Genomic DNA, 18629 nt, shown 5'->3' with positions numbered 1-18629 from the left:
ACCCATGACTGACGGTGCATCCTCACTACGCTCCCGCCCTGCCCTGGTGGCGCCGGAATTTCCGGCGAAGCCGGCCGACCATCGCACATGGGGCCAATTGCACGGCAGCAGCGATGCGCTGGCCATTTGTGAGAGCGCGAACCGGCATCAGGGCCTGACACTGGTTATTACCCGCAGCACTGATGAGGCCATTCGCCTGGAACAGTCCATGCGCTTTTACCTTGGCCTGCCCGCGGAAGAAGACGGCACGACAATCACCAGCAGCGGGCTTGAACTGTTGTCTCTCCCGGACTGGGAAACGCTCCCCTATGACCTGTTTTCGCCGCACCAGGATATTACCTCCCGTCGGATCCGCACCCTGCACCGCTTGCCTTCGACCTGGCACGGGGTGCTGGTAGTCCCGGCGCGCACCCTGATGCACCGCCTGCCGCCGGCCCATTACCTGCAGGGCAATACCTTACTGCTGGAGGTAGGCCAAACACTGGACATAGACGACTGGCGCCTGCAACTGGAATCTGCCGGCTACCGCCACACCGAGAACGTCTACGAACACGGCGAGTACGCCGTCCGCGGCGCGATTCTGGATATTTTTCCGATGGGTGCAACGCAACCGTACCGGATCGACCTTTTCGATGACGAAATTGAAACCCTGCGCACCTTCGATCCGGAAACCCAGCGTTCCATCGATCGAATCGACAAGATCGAGCTGCTGCCGGCCAACGAATTCCCGTGGAACAAAGAGGCTCGTTCAGGCTTTCGCAACCGCTGGTTTGAGCACTTCCCCAACGCCGACAAGGACGCGCCGATTTACCAGGATGTCAGCCATGGCATCACGCCTCCGGGCATCGAGTACTATCTGCCGCTGTTCTTTGATCAAACAGCGACCCTGTTCGACTACCTGCCCGAAGGCACCCATGTCTTCACTGCAGACGGGCTGAACGATTCCATCGCCCACTTTGATTCGGAGACCCGGACGCGGCACGAGGACCGACGCCATGACCGTCTGCGCCCGATCCTGCCGCCGACAGAACTCTTCCTGCAGCAGGACGAACTGTTCGGGCAGCTCAAGCGCTTTCCTCGGGTCACCATCACAGCCAACACCGCAAGCAACGCCGGCGCTGAAAACTGCGGTACCGACGAGTTGCCCGATGTCGCCATGGACGGTCGTGCAGCAGATCCCGCCGCACGCCTGAAGCGGTTTATCCAAGAATTTGGTGGGCGCGTACTGCTGTGCGCTGAGTCGTCCGGTCGCCGGGAGGCGCTGATCGACAATCTCGCCGATCACAACGTGAAACCGACCACCCTGGACAGCTGGCAGACATTCCTGGAGAACCGGGACTGCCCTCTGGGCATTACCATTGCCCCCATGGAGCAGGGCCTGGTGCTGCCAGAAGAGCACCTGGCACTGGTCACCGAGACCGCCCTGTTCGGAGAGCGCGTGTTGCAGCGCCGGCGCCGGGAAAAACCCACCGAAGTCGACGATTCCGGGTATCGTGACCTGTCCGAGCTTCGCATCGGTGCGCCCGTGGTTCACATTGACCATGGCGTTGGCCGCTACCAGGGCCTGGAAACCATCACCGTTGAAGGTGACGCCAGCGAATTCCTGATGCTCGAATACGCCGGGGGCTCAAAACTGTACGTCCCGGTTTCCAGCCTCCACCTGATTTCCCGCTACACCGGCTCAGATACTGAACACGCGCCCCTCCACAAGCTGGGCACCGAGCGCTGGAGTAACGCCAAGCAGAAAGCCCTGGAGAAGATCCGCGACACTGCCGCCGAACTGCTTGATGTCTACGCCCGCCGCGAGGCCCGCAAGGGTTTTTCCTTCGAAGACCCCAAGGAAGCCTACCGCGCCTTCGCCGCCGGTTTCCCGTTCGAGGAAACCCCGGATCAACAGATTGCCATTGAGTCCGTCTTCGAGGACATGACCGGCGAACGACCGATGGACCGGCTGGTCTGTGGTGATGTGGGGTTTGGCAAAACCGAAGTGGCCATGCGCGCTGCATTCATGGCGACGTTCTCCGGCAAGCAGGTCGCCGTGCTGGTGCCCACCACCCTGCTGGCACAGCAGCATTACGAATCTTTCCGCGATCGCTTCTCGGACACCGCGGTCAACGTGGAACTGCTCAGCCGTTTCCGCAGCGGCACCCAGACCAGCAAGGCCATGGCAGCGATTGAAAGCGGCAAGGCAGACATCGTGATCGGCACCCACAAACTGCTTCAGGGAGACATGAAGTTCAAGAACCTGGGACTGGTGATCATCGACGAGGAACACCGTTTCGGGGTTCAGCAGAAAGAAAAGTTCAAGGCGCTGCGGGCGGAAGTGGATATGCTGACGCTCACCGCCACGCCTATTCCCCGCACCCTGAACATGGCCATGGGCCACCTGCGGGATCTGTCTATCATCGCCACGCCGCCGGCGCGGCGCCTGTCTGTGAAGACCTTCGTGCGTCAGCGCGATGACGCCATGGTCAAGGAAGCCATCCTGCGGGAAATCCTGAGGGGTGGTCAGGTATATTTCCTCCACAACGATGTCGCCACCATCCAGAAGACTGCAGAAGACCTGCGAAGGCTGATTCCGGAAGCGCGGGTGGGCGTCGCTCATGGCCAGATGCGGGAGCGGGAACTGGAGCAGATCATGTCGGACTTCTACCACAAGCGCTTCAACGTGCTGGTATGCACCACCATCGTGGAAACCGGTATCGACATCCCCAGCGCCAACACCATCATCATCGAACGGGCCGACAAGTTCGGTCTGGCCCAGTTGCACCAGCTGCGGGGCCGGGTTGGCCGATCGCATCACCAAGCTTACGCCTACCTGCTGACACCGCCGCCCCGCTCCATCACCAGCGACGCGAAAAAGCGCCTGGAGGCCATCTCCGAGGCCCAGGATCTGGGCGCCGGGTTCATGCTGGCCACCCACGACCTGGAAATTCGGGGCGCTGGCGAGTTGCTGGGCGAGGAACAGAGTGGTCAGATCGAAACCATCGGCTTCAGCCTGTACATGCAGTTGCTGGATGAGGCGGTGACCGCCATTCGCGAAGGACGCACCCCGAACGCCGAGCTGCCCCTGAGTCATGGCACGGAGATGAACCTGCGCATCCCTGCACTGATTCCGGATGACTACCTGCCGGATGTGCACAACCGGCTGATGCTGTACAAACGGATTGCCAGTGTCAGCAAAAAAGACGAATTAAAAGAACTTCAGGTTGAGATGATTGATCGTTTCGGATTATTACCGGATCCGGCCAAAAATCTGATTCGCCAGACAGAGCTGAGGCTCAAGGCAGAGGCCCTCGGCATCGTGAAAATCGACGCCGGTAAGGAATGGACCAGACTGGAGTTTGGGGCCTCAACGCCGGTCGATCCTCTCGTGCTGGTTAAAAAAGTGCAATCTGCTCCTGACCAGTACCGGCTCGAAGGGGCCAATAGCTTTCGGTTCCGGCTGAAGGATGACTCAACCAGTGGTAAACTCGATGGCATTTCCGACATGCTCGGGCAGTTGACCCCCTGAAAACCGGGCACTGCCCACCTAACGACAGCAACAGACATTGTGGAGTACAGCCCTTGCGAACCCCCGGTTATACCCTGCCAGGAAAGGCACTGATCGCTTTCACAGCAGCCCTGCTGGCGATAGGCCCGTTGTTTGCCAACGCCCAGGAGAGCCGCGACAACCTCTACCGGGCAGAAATCGTCATTATTGAGCGCCTTATTGACCCCGCAAACGTCGAGGAACGGATGGCCAGCCGGATGCCCGAGCCCGTCAGCGACATGGCCAAGCAGATGAAGGTTATTCGTGGGGATGGCAGCGTAGGCACGTCGCTCAAACTGGCACCCGAGACAGACTTGAGGTTACGCTCCGCCGCGCAACGCCTTGAAAACAGCGGACGCTATCGCGTGCTGATGACTGCCGGCTGGTACCAGTCATTCCCGCCGAACTACGACGGTGAACCAATGCAGGTTGCCGTCGGCGACTGGCTGGCAGACGCCGGTCACCGCGAGGTTGAGGGCCACATTACAATCGACCGCCAGCGCTACCTCCATGTAGGCGTGCACCTCAACCACTGGACAGCCAGCAGCTCATCCGCTTACCCGGTCCAGGACGACGCCAGCGGCAACGAACTGCAACCTGCCAGCACGAAGCCCGGGGCTGAGCTTCTTACCTGGATTCGGGAAACCCGGCGAATGCGTAGTGAGGAAATCCATTTTCTCGATTCCCCCACCATCGGTGTACTGGTGTTCTTCAGACCTGTGGAGGGTTGAGCGCTCCCAGCCCGTCCATGGATTCCTCAAGAATCCGCTTTACTCCGGACATCCCCTGCGCAATGGCGGCTTCAATTTCTTCCATCGTGATGATGTGATCGGATTTCCCGGCCGCCCAGTTCACCACCAGCCCCAGGCACACGTAATTCAGCTTGAGTTCCGCTGCCAGGGCGGCCTCGGGCATCCCCGTCATTCCCACCAGATCACAGCCATCCCGCTCCAGGCGGACAATCTCCGCGGCTGTTTCCAGGCGGGGGCCCTGGGTTGCACCATAAATGCCGAAATCGGAAAACGGCAGGCCCAGCGATCGCGCTGCAGCAATCATCACTGACCTCGCGGCTTCCGCGTATGGGTAGGTGAAATCAATGTGGGTCACTTCCTCAAGGTCACCCTCGAAAAACGTACTCCCCCGGCCCCACGTATAATCAATGATCTGATCGGGGATAACGATATGGGCTGGCCCCATGTCCTCGTGGATACCTCCTACTGCGTTGACGCCAACCACAGTCTTGACGCCTGCCTGGTGCAGTGCCCAGAGGTTTGCCCGGTAGTTCACCTGATGAGGTGGAATCCGGTGAGGATTGCCATGGCGGGACAGAAATATCACCGGCTGTTTGCCCAGGCGCCCCTCAACCAGGGCTGCAGAAGGTTCTCCCCAGGGCGTGTCGACTTCACGCTGCCCGGTGATTTCAAGGCCTGACAGGTTCGTCAGCCCTGTTCCACCAATGATGCCCACCGGTGCTGATGTACTTTTCTGATTCACAAAGACCCTCCTGAACCGCCGGTCGCCTCTGCAGCAGAACCGGATTGTGTACGCTGGGCCGGGCGCGACTTGTCGGAACCCTGATCATCGTTCTCGATGGGACCGCGGTCTTCATCGTTCGGAGCCGTCGATGTCGCGCTTTCCAGTCGCAGGCTGTCAGCGACGTGCAAGGTGCGGGTTGGGAAGGCAACCTCGGCACCGTGGCTTTCTATGATCTGACTGATTTTCAACAACACATCCTGCTTCACCTCATGGAACTTCACCCACTGGGTGGTCTGGGTAAAGGTGTACACCATGATGTCGAGAGAGGATGCATTGAAGGCCAGGAAATTCACAATCAGGGTCTCCTCGCTCGCTATCTCATCGTGATTTTCCAGCATGGTGCGAATTTCGGAAACGATAGTGGCCATCTCACGGACATCCGCGTAACGGATCCCGATGGTTTCCGAGATTCGGCGATGACTCATGCGGGAGGGGTTTTCCACGGCAATCGTGGTAAAGGCAGCGTTCGGTACATATAGCGGGCGCTTATCAAACGTCCGGACAGTGGTCAGCCGCCAACCGATGTGCTCGACCGTACCCTCAATGTTGCGATCCGGCGAACGGACCCAGTCACCAACCTTGAACGGCCGATCCAGATGAATGATCACACCGCCGAAAAAGTTGGCGAGCAAGTCCTTGGCGGCAAAACCAACGGCAATGCCGCCCACCCCACCGAACGCCAACACACCGGAGAGACTGTAGCCCAGGGACTGCATGACAATCAGCACGGCTGTAATGATCACCACTGCACGGGCCAGCTTGCTGATCGCATTCACCGTGGTGTAGTCCATCGGCTTCTTCATTTTCATCGGAGACGTGAGAATGCTCTCGCATTCCTTCACGAAGCGAAGTATGGCCCAGACCAACACCCAGACGAACCCAATCCTGAGCAGGTGTTCGTTGAGCGCGAAAATCCCGGCTTCGGAGTAGTGGTAGGCAACTTCCGCGGCCCAATAAACGCCCTGGATCCAGACAAATGCCACGACAGGTTTGCGTGCCGCATGAAGAAAAGCATCGTCCCAAAGGTTACGGGTTGCACTGAGCCGCTTTTCCAGTGCGACCACAATATGACTGGCGATATATGCAACCGCAGCGGTCCCGAACACTAGGGCAAAAACAACGATACCCACCCGCCAGCTTTCGGAAAGTAACTCCCAATTCTCGATCCAACTATCAACGGTGGCTTGCAGTTCCCTGATCATGGGCGTCCTCAATGGTAAATAATCAATGCCAACTGTGCCGCAACCAGGCGCGACCCTCAGGATTCTTCAATAGTAACGGCAGTGCCCGGGGAGACCAGGTCATAAAGCCTGATCACGTCCGTATTGCGCATGCGAATGCAACCATGGGATCTGGGCTGCCCCATGGGTTCGGTATCCGGTGTGCCGTGAATGTATATGAAACGTCGGAAACTATCGACGCCGGGGCCACGGTTTATACCCGATTCACAACCGCACAGCCAGAGTATCCGGGAGAGAATCCAGTCCCGCTCAGGGTAGCGGGCCGCAAGTTCGGGGGTGTAAATTTCACCGGTTGGGCGCCGGGCAACGAACACCGTGCCTTGAGGCTGCCCACCACCCACCATAGCGCGGACATAATGCCTGCCCCGGGGAGTGCAACCGCTGCCGTCTTGCTCTCCCGGACCGTTCAGGGCGGTGGACACCGGAAACCGATGCAGGGGGTCTCCGCCTGCGCCAATCAACGTCAGTGACTGGGAGGCGATACTGATGTGGAGATGGGGATAGCCCCGCTCTGGCGAGTTCATCTGCAGTTAAGCTCCCGACGGACGATACCAGTGCGGAAGCCTAACCGAGAGAGGACAATTCAGGCAACTGGTGCCTGCTCAAAGGATGGCACCAGCATGGTGTCCTCCGCCTGCATGCCAGCTGCAAGGAACGGCACCAGGCGCGCCGCAATTTCCTGGACCGAGGTTTCCACCCCAAGCTTATTCTCCAGAATATCCCGCAACGCATCGCTACTGGACATGGTGAACGCGGTGGCCCCGAGCATGAACTGTATCCGCCAGTACCGATCCACGGCCGAAAGTTGCGGCGTGGCTTCTTTCAACAACCTCATGAAACGACTGAAAGGTTCGCTGTATTCCTGCTCCAAAAACTTGCGCAGATGGCCTTGAGACTGTGTATAGGCAAGCCCGAGCAATCGCATGAAGATGGAAATACCCTTGTCGGTGCGCTGAGGCATGCGTACGGCACTTTCCGTCAGTGCCCATAAGGTCTGGTTCAGCGTAGGCGGTTTTCCGTCACAGCGCTCCTCCAGATCATCAAACGCTGTTTCCAGGGTAGCGGAAAAGGGCGTCAGAAACCGGGCAAACACGGCATGTATCAACGCATTCTTTGAGCCAAAATGGTAATTGACTGCGGCAAGGTTTACTTTAGCCTTACTGGTAATCATCCGCAGCGAGGTTTCGGAGAACCCACGATCTGCAAACAGTTCCTCAGCGGCATCCAGGATGCGGTCAACGGTATCAGACTGAGCCATATTGTTATCAGTGCCTCTAGCAAACGTCTGTTTGAAACATACGTTTGAGGCACGGGCATGTCAAGCTCTCTGCTCGGGAGAAGCCGCCACTGACGCCCACCCCCGGTCAAGAGCCTTCTGGTTACCATCCAGAAATGCTTGCTGGACACGGTCGTATCCTTTTTCCGCCTCCAGCAGATAAATCAGGTACAAGCGGATGTAGTCACGGCGAGTCATGCTTCGCGCCAGGGTCCGATGTTCCGATAGTGTCAACAGCTCACTGAATCGTGGCGCACGTAACGCGGGATTGAATTCCGCCATGCGAGCGCACTGCCAGACCAGACCCTCTTTCCCTTCCAGATGCTCAATATGCTTTCTGGCATCCCGCAACAACTGCTGACGCCTGACGATGAGGTCAAGATAGGAAGGGCGCGAGGTATAGATACGGCGAATGACGGGCACCCCCAACATCAGAATGATCACAAATGCGCCGAAACCACCACCCGCAATCCAGGCAGGGATAAAGCCTGTGAGGCCGCTGAGAAAAATTACCGCCGCTATCAGGGCACTGAACAGCCAAAGGTCACGGCTGCGCCTGGCCTTCGCCATGGAGTAATTATCCGGCCAGCCGGACATTGCAAGGATATCGAAATCCATCAGCAGAACACGATCACATTGCTTGAGCATCAACCGCAATTTGCGTTGAAGAGATTCCGCCCTGGCCTGATCAACAGCTTCTGAGCTCTCTGCCTCCGGGGCTTCATTATCGGGGGTTTCCTCAGCAGGAGGTGAAGCAGCATTGTCTGCCTTGAAGTCCGATTGGGGAGTGGTGCCAGCTGCACGGCTTTCCGGACCGGGTGCACGTTGTCCGACCGCCTGAGTCGCACCGGCTGCCCGGGCAGGGACATTCAAAGCTCCGGCCGCAGGAACGGGGTCCGCCGCACGCCCCTGCCGTAATACCGGCTCGCCCGGTGCCGGATTCCCTTCGGCCTGCGCTGTTTGTCTGTTTTCCGCCATGAGCCTCTACCAAAGACATCGTGAGCCTGCAGCCTGCCAAGCAGGCCTCGTGGGGTCATCCATTACCTGTGTATCGACCGACTTCCGTGAACTTTAACCCCTTGGCATCACAACAACAGGTCGCTATGCTTTCCCGGTATTTCGCCGGCCCAGACTTGGCCGGCCCCACAATGAGGGTAGTCCATGTTCACAGGCATTGTTCAAGGTGTTGCCACCATTCAGGAAGTGTCCACGGCCCCAGGCCTCAACACTTACGCTATCCGGCTCCCCACGGAGCGGCTTGAAGGCGTGGCGATTGGCGCTTCCGTCTCCATTAACGGAGCCTGCCTTACCGTCACCCGTCAGGAAGGTGACTGTCTGTACTTCGATGCCATGCAGGAAACCCTTAGGTTGACCACGCTGGGCAAGCTGAGCCAGGGCGACAGAGTGAACTTCGAACGGGCAGCGCGCATTGGCGATGAAATCGGCGGCCACTTGCTGTCAGGCCATGTCCACACCACCGCAACTGTGACGTCCATCGAACGGCCCGAGAACAACGTCACCCTTGAATTTGAAGTGCCGGAGGCCTGGGCCAGGTACATTTTCCCGAAGGGCTACATTGCCATCAACGGCGCCAGCCTGACCATTGGCGAGGTTACCGGCAACCGCTTTAACGTCCACCTGATCCCGGAGACCCTGAGAGCCACCACATTCGGCGATATTCAGGAAGGTGAGGTGGTCAATATCGAGATAGACAGCCAGACCCAGACCATTGTGGATACCCTCGACAGGCTGGGCTACGACCGCCCTGCTCCCAGGGACTGATGGCGGGCCGAAAACACCACGAATCGGGGATCGGCCTGTAGCTGGGTAACCACCGGAAAGTACCGCTTCAGACTGCGGTGATAACCAAGATGCCGGTTGCCAACCATCAGCAGCTGGCCGTTGGCTGCCAGATGCCGGGCGGCCTGCCGGAACAGACGCAGTGCTATATGGTCCCCCACAACGCCACCCTCATGGAAGGGCGGGTTAAGCAGGATAAGGTCAAACTTCCCTGCGTTCTCGGGAACGCCGTCCGCATGACAGAAACAGACATCAACGTCCGAAAATGCGCTCTCAACATTGTGTTTTGAGCTGACAACCGCCTGACTGGACACATCACTGAATACCACGCTGAGCGTCGGCTGCGCACCCAATACTTCCAGCCCCAGCACCCCATTGCCGCAGGCAAGATCGAGCACTCTTGCTCCAGGCGGCAGTGCGGCAGCCGCCCGGCGAACGTCCGGCAGCAGCAATCGGGTTCCGATATCCAGTCGCTCCCGCGCAAATACAGCCGGGAGGCCGCTGACATCGGGATCACCATCACCCAGCGAGTACCCCTTCCATTGCCCCTGCCAGTCACCCAGCCCCTGATCACCCCGTTGGCACACCACCACACGGGCCTTCTTGCGGGCGGGACAGACCTGCTTTGTCCGGACCAGGTCATTGAACACCTCAACACTCCGGTCTGGCAGGTGCTTGATCATACCACCGGCAATCAACACACCATCCGAAGCCAATACATCGTTTGACCAGCGCAGAAGCCAGCTCAGGTAATCCAGTTGGCGGGGAATGCGCATGACAATGACATCAAAGGGTCCCTGAGGCGGCGCCAGCCAGCTTTCCGGGACCGCTACATGACTCACCCCGTTGGCAGGCCCGTTCAGAGTCAGGGCCCCTGCCAGGCTGGCGCTGTCCGCAAGCGTGACAGGCTCGAATCGGCGGAGGCCCAGGGTCAGCGCGCCAAACTGGTCGTCCACCACCAGCACTCTCTCCCCTGCCCCCTCCGTTAAATGGGCAAACACCTGTTCCAGCAGAAACTCATCGGCAGCGTCCCAGGCCCTCAGATTGCGATCGGTGTTACCGGGACGTTTCAGGATCAGAGTGTCTTCAGGTGTTTGCAGGGTGTCACTTGTCATTTCAGGCACCAATTCAGGCGAATTAATAAAGCGGCACCATTCTAGGCTGATTACTCTAGAAATTAACCCTAAAGTGATTTCCAACTTGAATTGAAAACGATCCAGATGAGAGACCCAATATGATTCGCGATTCCATCAAGAGCCGCTTTGAGTCCGTTCAGGCTGCAGGCAAGCGTTTTGAAGATCAGCTTCGCCCCCAGCTCGACAAGGCATCCGCCGAACTGAAAAAGGTTCTGGCCAACATGGGTGCCGACGTATCAGAGCCCCGCAGCCTGTCTGAAGTGGTCAGCCAGATTCGCAGCAAGAACCCGACTTTCCGCGAACTCACACTGCGCCTCGATGTTGCTACATACGACCTGCGCAAAAAGCTGTGGTGGGACGCCAACATGATGACCGCTTACTTCACCGACAAGGCTGGCAAAACCTACGAAGCCGAGGTCAAGCCCAAGCTGACCGAAGCCCGTAACCGTGCCGAAACGGAGGCCCGTCGCCTGATCGAGCAGGTACGCGAGCTGGCACCAAGCCGCGATAACGACGAGCAAAAGTAAGTTTCCGAACGATCGATTTCAGGTTGTCTCCCTTTTTTTGGAAACAGCCTTTTTGCCCCTCACCCCAGGGGCTTTTTTTCGTCTGGAGAAAAGTGCTGTCGGTTACCGCCGTTTGGCGGAATACACGGTAAAGCGCTTGTCGGACTGCAACCGTGTCACCGGACCAATGCACTTGGCCATCAGCGCTTCATAGGGCAGGAAGCTGTTAGCCACCAGCCGCAACTCCCCTCCGGGCTGCAGATGAACAGCCACCTGCTGCAGGAATCGCTCGGTCATTGAGGTGTCTGTTCGCACCCCGGTGTGAAATGGAGGGTTGGTCACGATGGCGCGATACTTCCGGGTAACCCCCCTCAAACCATCGGACGCCATAACGTCCCCGAGCGCCTGAGCGCGACTGTAGGTCGCCCCGGCACAAATGACCGCCTGGGACTGGACGTCCACCGCATCAACCGGAGAAGGCTCTATGCCCTGAGCCCGCTGCCAGCACTGAAGCCAGCTACCGATCACACCGGCACCACAGGCAAAATCCAGCGCATACCCACGAGCAAGGGGCTGCTGTGCGAGGCTTTGAAGCAGCATCGCCGTGCCGTCATCCAGCTGTCCGTCGCTGAAAATGCCGGGCAAGCCGGCCACCTCTACCTGCACCCCCGCGCACTCTACAGTGTGCCACTGCATCCAGGCTTCAAGATCAAAGGTGGTCACGGACTCGAATGACTCCGCCAGCCAAACCTGACAATGACGGGCGCTATCGACCTTGGTAGGCTCTGGAGCCACATTCTTTAACTGCTTGACCGCGCCGGCAATCCCTTCGCGCTTCTCTCCTATCATCACCAACTTTGCGCCATCGGCGGCCAGCCAGCGCGCCAGTTCCAGCCTGAACGTGAGCTCTGCGCGAGCCTTCGGCAGAAAAATCACCAGGGTATCGGCACAACCAGCCTGTAGGGCCTGGTCATCGTACCCATAAGCAGATTGCCAGCCCTTTATTACGGGCATGCGGGAAAACACACCAGCATGTTCAGTCATTGCTATGCCACCACTGGGCAATTGGGATAACAGGGCGGCATCGGAGAGACCAATCAGGGCCAGGCGCCCCTTGATCAGGTCACGATTTCTAAGCAGAGCCTCATGGGCGTTGGGTAGTGCAGACATTGGTTTGAAACATCCCGAACCGGTAGACAGGCGGGATACTCTAACCGGAATCTGGCTCGGAGTCTCGGTTCAAAGACTCCAGAGCCAGGGATGTGCGAAAGGGCTGCCCCTACTTGTATCGGGCGACAGTACCAACCCGCAGGGCATCTTCCGGGGACATCCCCCAGTCTTCCCGTTGTTTGGTCGGGCCGGGCTGGTCGCTCCTGCGATTATGTTCGACAGAACCCTCAGCGCCTTTGCGCTGATTCAATGCATTCAGAGCTTTTTGCATCAATTCTCGCATTGCTCACCTCCTGACTGACTACGGTACAAGTGTACCGAATCACCAGCAGAGTATCTGTGATGACGGCGAGGGTCAACAAGTGACCCCCGTCACGATTTATTGACACAAATTGACAGGTTTCGAACGATATTTTTGGCGGTTGGCGCGAACCAAACCCTCAACTACTCACAGTGTCGCCTTCTCCATGGGGACTGTGCATCGTCGCCTGCGCCAGATCGAGCAGCTCCCGCAGAGCCACTGAGAACATGGCGTATTCTGGTTCCCGGACACCTTTGAGTTCCGTCAACATGGTTTTCCAGCGACTGATCATGGCGTCATGCCGAGCCATCCAGTTTTCTACACAGACAGGTATTTCCTCCGGTTTACCGGCCAATTTGAGTACACCGGTCGTCAATGCACGTTGCTGCCAGTCCAGATCCTCCCGGAAACTCTCGCGAGCCAGGGCCTGCCAGTGAGATACCGGAACCAGTGAGGCAATGGCGTTGGCAAACCAGTTCAGATCCAGTCTCTCGCCAAGATCATAGTAGAGGTTGGCCACAGCCTTCAGCGGCATGCCTGTCGCCTCTCGGGCCTCAATAATACCCAGCGAGGAATACAGATAACTGGTACCAGCCAGCACCGATGCCAGTTCCTTTGGCAACCCGGATTCCTTCAGGTGGTTGAAACGCTTGTCCCAATTAGCGCGAGCCTGCTCGCCCAGGTAGTCCGGCAGGTCAGAGGTAATCTTCCAGACACTGTCGGCAAAGCGCTCCATATGACTCTGTATACTGAGCTCAGCACGACGATTTCGCAGCAACCAACGCACCGAACGTCGAATCAAACGCATCAGGTCATTCATCAAATTCATCTGTAACGATGCGGGAATATGGAAATCCAAGGATTCAATCTTGTCCCACCAGGTGTCCAGACGGAACACGTCCCGTGCAATGATCCATGCCAAGGCAATGGACGCCGGGTCGGCTCCAGTTGATTGCGACAGGCGTTCCACAAACGTTATACCCATGTGGTTGACCATGTCGTTGGCGATCTGTGTGGCAATGATCTCCCGCCGCAGCTGATGCTCCCCTAACTCCTTGGCAAACTTTCTTGTCATCGCCTGCGGAAATACCTTGTACATTTCTCCCGCCAAAAGCGGTTCATCCGGTAGGGTGCTGGCTATCAGCGTTTGTTTCAGATCCCCCTTGACGTAAGAAATCAGCACCGACAACTCTGGCCGGGTCAGCCCCTTTTTGTCGAGCTTGCGCTCGGACAGGACTTCATCGTCCGGAAGAAACTCCAGTGAGCGATTGAGCTTGCCTTCACTCTCCAGCGTATTCATCAACCGGCGGTATTCTTCCATCCGGGTGCTGGCATCCTCGCTGGCGATACTGATGGCCTGGGTCTGACGGTAGTTGTTCTTCAGAACAAGCTCAGAAACATCGTCGGTCATGTCCTCCAGCATGACGTTGCGTTGTTTGGAGGTCAGATCTCCCATAGCCACGGCCTGGTTGAGCAGAATCTTCATGTTGACTTCGTGGTCAGAGCAATCGACACCACCCGAGTTGTCGATGAAATCCGTATTCAGGCGGCCTCCATTAAGGGCAAACTCAATTCGGCCAAGCTGGGTCATTCCCAGGTTGCCGCCTTCGCCCACCACTTTGCAACGCAACTCTGTGCCGTTGATCCGCAAGCCATCGTTGGCCTTGTCTCCCACGTCACCATGCGATTCGCTCTTCCCTTTCACATAGGTGCCAATACCGCCAATCCATAGCAGGTCCGCCTGGGATTTGAGGATATGGGTAATCAGCATATTGGGCGGAACCCGGTCCGACTTGATACCCAGCAATTTCTTCATCTCAGGGCTCACGGGAATGGATTTCGCGCTGCGACTGAACACCCCACCACCCTTCGAAATCAGTTTGCTGTCGTAGTCCGTCCATGCGGATCGAGGCAATGCAAACAGCCGCTTGCGTTCCTGATAACTCTTCGCAGCATCCGGTGTGGGATCGATGAAGATATGCACGTGATTGAAGGCAGCCACCAATCGGGTTTTTTCCGAACAGAGCAGTCCGTTCCCGAATACGTCGCCGCCCATATCGCCTATACCAATGGCCGTAAATTCATCCAGCGCCGGATTAATACCCATTTCACGGAAGTGACGCTCAACGGATACCCAGGCACCGCGAGCGGTAATCCCCATTTTCTTGTGGTCATAGCCATTGCTGCCGCCGGAGGCAAACGCATCCCCCATCCAGAAACCGTATCCCGCAGACAACTCGTTGGCGATATCGGAGAATGTCGCCGTCCCTTTGTCCGCGGCCACCACCAGGTAGTGATCGTCATCATCATGACGAATTACGCGCTCCGGCGAATGGATCTCGCCCTCCACCAGGTTGTCGGTAATATCCAGCAACCCCCGGATGAAGGTTTTGTAGGCCTGGACGCCTTCCGCCTGGAAGGCTTCGCGATCAGACGGATCCGGCAGGCGTTTGGCGACAAAACCACCTTTCGCCCCCACTGGAACGATCACGGCATTTTTTACCTGCTGGGCTTTCACCAGGCCCAGGATCTCCGTGCGATAATCCTCGAACCGGTCCGACCAGCGCAGCCCGCCGCGAGCCACCTTGCCCCCCCGCAAGTGCACACCTTCCACCCGCGGTGAATAAACGAAAATCTCAAACATCGGCAGCGGCAAGGGCACATCAGGAATCTTACTGGGATCAAGCTTGACGCTGATGTAGGGCTTGTTCGTGCCATTAACGTCTTGCTGGAAGTAGTTAGTGCGCAATGTCGCCTGCATCAGCTCCAGGTACAATCGCAACACACGGTCTTCACTGAGATTCTCGACGGCGTCCAGCCCGGCGTTGAACTCAATTTCCAGTTTTTGCTGGGCCGCCTTGCTTTTTCCCGTGCTCTGATAACGATCAGGGTTGAAGCGAACTTCAAAGAACTCCAGCAGTGCCTGGGCCAGCTCTACGTGGTTGACCAGCGTATTGGAAATAAAGGTCTGACTATTGGAGAAGCGGATCTGCCGCATATAACGGGCAAAAGTCCGCAACAGCGCAATCTGCCGCCAACTCATGTAAGACGCCAGAAGCAACCGGTTGAAGGAATCATTCTCAGCATCGCCATACCAGACCCGACGGAACAGGTCTTCGAAAATCGGGCGAATACGATGGATATCCACCACGTTGCCGCTGTATGCCTGCAGAGTAAAATCGTGAATCCAGACAACCCTGCCATTACGGTCGTTCACTTCGAACGGGTGCTCACCGAGCACGCGAAAACCAAGATTATCGAAAATCGGCATAACGTCCGAAAGAGGAAGCGGAGTATCAGCCTGGAACAGCTTGAAATGCAGGGTATTCTCTTCCTCCTCCAGGGCCCGGTAAAAACTCATGGTCAGCTGACCAGAGGCTGCGCCCGTTATGTGCTCAAGGTCGATCGCCGCGCGCCGGGGTGAAAACATGTCAGTGTAGCTTGGCGGGAAGCCACTTGAGTATAAGCGGTACAGGTCATTGCCCTGCTCTTCGCCGTAGACTTCACTGAGCGCTTCCGCCAGGCCGTCTCGCCAGGACTGGGCAAGTTCGATCACCTTCTCGCGGATCTCGTTAATGGGAAGCTGACGATTCTCCACCTGGGGAACGCGAATGGTGAACTGCACCCGCGCCAGAACAGATTCGGAAAAGTGCGTGACAAACTCGATGTCCTCGGCATCCAGCCTGTCCAGCAGCACCTGTTCCACCTTGAGGCGCAACTCGGTGTTATAGATATCCCTCGGAAAGAACGCCAGGCAGGTCACGAACTGCCCGTATACGTCTTCCCGCATGAACAACTCGATGCGCCGACGCTCCTGTATGTAGAGGATGCTCTTGGCAACACTGAGCAACTCCTGGGGCTCAATCTGAAACAGCTCATCCCGCGGGTATAGTGTCAGGATCTGCTCCAGCTCCTTGCCAGCGTAGTCGTCCTGAAGAAAACCGGATCGCTTCATCACGGTATGGAATTTTTGGCGCAACAGCGGGATCTCGTCCGGGCGCTCATTATAGGCCCTGGAGGTGTAGAGCCCCAGAAAACGATGCTCACCTACGACTTCGCCCTTTTTGTTGAATTTCTTGACGGCAATATAGTCAGGGTAAGCCGGTCGATGGACCCGGGAGCGCTGCGCCGACTTGGCGAAAATGAACACATCATCGGTCCGGGTCATCTCGTGACGCGTCCGCTGTGGCAACTCATTCAATCGCACCTTGTCAGGGCGCTCGTTATTGACCCGAAGAATCCCGAGTTCCGAGTTCTCGACACGACGAACCTTCATCCCGCTCTTTTCTTTGACGAAGTCGTACTCATCGTATCCGAGAAAAGTGAACCGGTCCGATAGTAGCCATTTGAGAAATGCCTGCGCCTCTTCTTTGTCCTCGTCACTGATCCCGGCAGCGGTGGCATCAAGCTCGGAGATACTCTCATTTACCTTACCGGTTACCACCGGAAAATCTTCCACCGCAATCCTCACTTCATGGAGAATGGTCTGGAGGACATTTTCCAGCTCCCGAAGATCGGCCGGATCACTGTGACGATCAATTTCCAGGACAATGAATGCCTCGTAGTCCACACCGGAACTCGATTTTCTACTGGAATGCAGCTTCTTGAGTTTGCCACCGCCATCCCGGTCAACCCGAAGAATGGAATGCTGAATGGAGTGAGTGCCGATTTCCCGTTGATTGATAGCAATACGAAGAGAATCAATCAGAAATGGCATGTTCGGGTGCAGAATGAATATGACCGTATGGGTCGACTGCCAGCCATCACTCTCAAGGTCCGGATTGAAAACCGAGACCGGTGTTTCATCGGCGCTGCGTTTCTGCAGAAACTGCCAGGCTGCCAGGATGGCACCGTATGTGTCCGAGAATCTTCGACTCACCAGCTCTTCAAGAGGAATATGAGCATAATGCTGCCTGGCAAACTCACTGATTCTTTTTGCTTCCGTCTTCGCGATTTTCTGAGCGAAAGCATCAGCCAGCTGTTCAAAAAACTGCTCCTTGCTGGCAATCGTCAGCGCATTCATAGTCGACCTCAATTAGTGTGAAATAAACGTAATCAGGGTATCGTCACATAAGCATAGTCAAGCCCTTGATTTTTGCCGCCCAGATGCGAAAACTGCGGCAAATACCCAGGTTAAGAGCCGTTAAACAGGAACAATCACTGCTCATGTCACTACAGCATACGTTCAGAGAACTCCGGTCTCAGTTAGCGAAAAGGATCATAGGCCAGGAAAAGCTGGTGGATCGGTTACTGATTGCCCTGCTTGCTGACGGGCACTTACTGGTTGAAGGTGCCCCCGGTCTTGCCAAGACCACCGCCATCAAGGCCCTGGCCGACCACCTTGAAGGAGACTTTCATCGCATCCAGTTCACTCCGGACCTGCTGCCATCGGATGTCACCGGCAGCGAAATCTATCGCGCCGAAACCGGTCAGTTTGAATTCCAGCATGGTCCGATCTTTCACAACCTTGTGCTTGCCGATGAAATCAACCGTGCACCTGCCAAAGTGCAATCCGCCTTGCTGGAGGCGATGGGCGAGCGGCAGGTCAGTGTGGGTATGCGCACCTTCCCCCTCGATCCGCTGTTCATGGTAATGGCCACCCAGAACCCCATTGAACAGGAAGGCACCTACCCGCTGCCGGAAGCCCAGCTAGACCGTTTCCTGATGCATGTGGTGATTGACTACCCGTCCGCCGAAGCCGAAAAAGCCATCCTCCATCTGGCTCGCAACGATTACCGTCAGGGCCAGCCGGCCGCTGCCATCCGCCTGAGTGCGGATCAGGTATTCCAGGCGCGTCGGGATATCGCGGATATCTACATGGCGGAACCCGTAGAACAGTATTTACTGGCGCTGGTCCTTGCCACCCGTGACCCCAAACAGCTGGACCCGGAGCTCGCACGCTGGACCGCGTTCGGCGCCAGCCCCCGGGGAACCATCGCTCTGGATCGCTGTGCCCGCGCTCTGGCATGGCTTGAGGGCCGGGACTATGTCAGCCCTGACGATGTTCGCAACATCGCATTCGATGTGCTCCGCCACCGGATTCTGCTGACCTTCGAGGCGGAAGCCGAAGGCATGACCGCCGATGCTGTGATTCAAAGACTGATCGATCATGTCCCTGTTGTTGCCTGATC

At 57.2% G+C, this 18629-nt stretch carries 14 protein-coding genes; 5 read left to right on the top strand and 9 right to left on the bottom strand.

Features of this window, described 5'->3' with window-relative positions; all coding sequences use genetic code 11:
* Positions 1 to 4: 4 nt before the first annotated feature.
* The gene (mfd, locus tag Q0Y21_RS05255; protein ID WP_297792248.1) at positions 5 to 3514 is read left to right on the top strand and encodes a transcription-repair coupling factor; all 3510 of its coding nucleotides are present in this window, start codon (positions 5 to 7) and stop codon (positions 3512 to 3514) included.
* A 53-nt stretch (positions 3515 to 3567) separates the two neighbouring features.
* Complete coding sequence (locus tag Q0Y21_RS05250) at positions 3568 to 4263, top strand: CsiV family protein (protein ID WP_297792246.1); 696 nt, start codon at positions 3568 to 3570, stop codon at positions 4261 to 4263.
* Here the strand turns inward: Q0Y21_RS05250 and Q0Y21_RS05245 are convergent.
* The 5 genes from Q0Y21_RS05245 to Q0Y21_RS05225 are packed head-to-tail and all read right to left on the bottom strand — an operon-like array spanning position 4244 to position 8563.
* Positions 4244 to 5026, bottom strand: a complete 783-nt coding sequence (locus Q0Y21_RS05245; RefSeq protein ID WP_297792244.1) for an S-methyl-5'-thioinosine phosphorylase — start codon at positions 5024 to 5026, stop codon at positions 4244 to 4246. The two genes, Q0Y21_RS05250 and Q0Y21_RS05245, sit on opposite strands and share 20 nt — an antisense overlap.
* Positions 5023 to 6270, bottom strand: a complete 1248-nt coding sequence (locus Q0Y21_RS05240) for a mechanosensitive ion channel family protein (RefSeq protein WP_297792242.1) — start codon at positions 6268 to 6270, stop codon at positions 5023 to 5025. The genes Q0Y21_RS05245 and Q0Y21_RS05240 overlap by 4 nt, the downstream gene beginning before the upstream one ends.
* 56 nt (positions 6271 to 6326) lie before the next feature.
* Complete coding sequence (locus Q0Y21_RS05235; RefSeq protein WP_297792240.1) at positions 6327 to 6833, bottom strand: L,D-transpeptidase; 507 nt, start codon at positions 6831 to 6833, stop codon at positions 6327 to 6329.
* Positions 6834 to 6892: 59 nt separating this feature from the next.
* Positions 6893 to 7567, bottom strand: a complete 675-nt coding sequence (locus tag Q0Y21_RS05230; RefSeq protein ID WP_297792238.1) for a TetR/AcrR family transcriptional regulator — start codon at positions 7565 to 7567, stop codon at positions 6893 to 6895.
* A 60-nt stretch (positions 7568 to 7627) separates the two neighbouring features.
* Positions 7628 to 8563, bottom strand: a complete 936-nt coding sequence (locus Q0Y21_RS05225) for a hypothetical protein (protein WP_297792236.1) — start codon at positions 8561 to 8563, stop codon at positions 7628 to 7630.
* A gap of 183 nt (positions 8564 to 8746) precedes the next feature.
* On the opposite strand from Q0Y21_RS05225, the gene Q0Y21_RS05220 reads away from it, so the two are divergent.
* On the top strand, positions 8747 to 9367 hold the full coding sequence (locus Q0Y21_RS05220) for a riboflavin synthase subunit alpha (RefSeq protein WP_297792234.1): 621 nt from the start codon (positions 8747 to 8749) through the stop codon (positions 9365 to 9367).
* Here the strand turns inward: Q0Y21_RS05220 and Q0Y21_RS05215 are convergent.
* A complete protein-coding gene (locus Q0Y21_RS05215; protein ID WP_297792232.1) occupies positions 9340 to 10500 on the bottom strand; it encodes a methyltransferase in 1161 nt (386 codons plus the stop codon). The genes Q0Y21_RS05220 and Q0Y21_RS05215 overlap by 28 nt on opposite strands.
* Positions 10501 to 10619: 119 nt before the next feature.
* On the opposite strand from Q0Y21_RS05215, the gene Q0Y21_RS05210 reads away from it, so the two are divergent.
* Positions 10620 to 11048 carry a hypothetical protein gene (locus Q0Y21_RS05210; protein ID WP_297792230.1) on the top strand — a complete coding sequence of 143 codons (429 nt, stop codon included), beginning with the start codon at positions 10620 to 10622 and terminating at the stop codon, positions 11046 to 11048.
* A 102-nt stretch (positions 11049 to 11150) separates the two neighbouring features.
* Here the strand turns inward: Q0Y21_RS05210 and Q0Y21_RS05205 are convergent, their stop codons facing one another.
* The 3 genes from Q0Y21_RS05205 to Q0Y21_RS05195 form a co-directional block, all read right to left on the bottom strand.
* A complete protein-coding gene (locus Q0Y21_RS05205) occupies positions 11151 to 12197 on the bottom strand; it encodes a methyltransferase (RefSeq protein WP_297792228.1) in 1047 nt (348 codons plus the stop codon).
* A 109-nt stretch (positions 12198 to 12306) separates the two neighbouring features.
* Positions 12307 to 12480 (bottom strand): hypothetical protein, encoded by a 174-nt coding sequence (locus Q0Y21_RS05200; RefSeq protein ID WP_297792226.1) that lies wholly within the window; start codon positions 12478 to 12480, stop codon positions 12307 to 12309.
* A gap of 157 nt (positions 12481 to 12637) precedes the next feature.
* Entirely contained in the window at positions 12638 to 17521 is a 4884-nt protein-coding gene (locus Q0Y21_RS05195; protein WP_297792224.1) for an NAD-glutamate dehydrogenase, read from the bottom strand.
* A 143-nt stretch (positions 17522 to 17664) separates the two neighbouring features.
* Between Q0Y21_RS05195 and Q0Y21_RS05190 the strand changes: the two genes are divergently transcribed.
* Positions 17665 to 18627, top strand: coding sequence for a MoxR family ATPase (locus Q0Y21_RS05190; RefSeq protein ID WP_297792222.1), 963 nt, complete (start codon positions 17665 to 17667; stop codon positions 18625 to 18627).
* Positions 18628 to 18629 lie beyond the last annotated feature (2 nt).

Source organism: uncultured Marinobacter sp. (genome assembly GCF_947259545.1).
GTDB lineage: Bacteria > Pseudomonadota > Gammaproteobacteria > Pseudomonadales > Oleiphilaceae > Marinobacter.
This window is presented reverse-complemented; position numbering and strand designations above follow the sequence as displayed.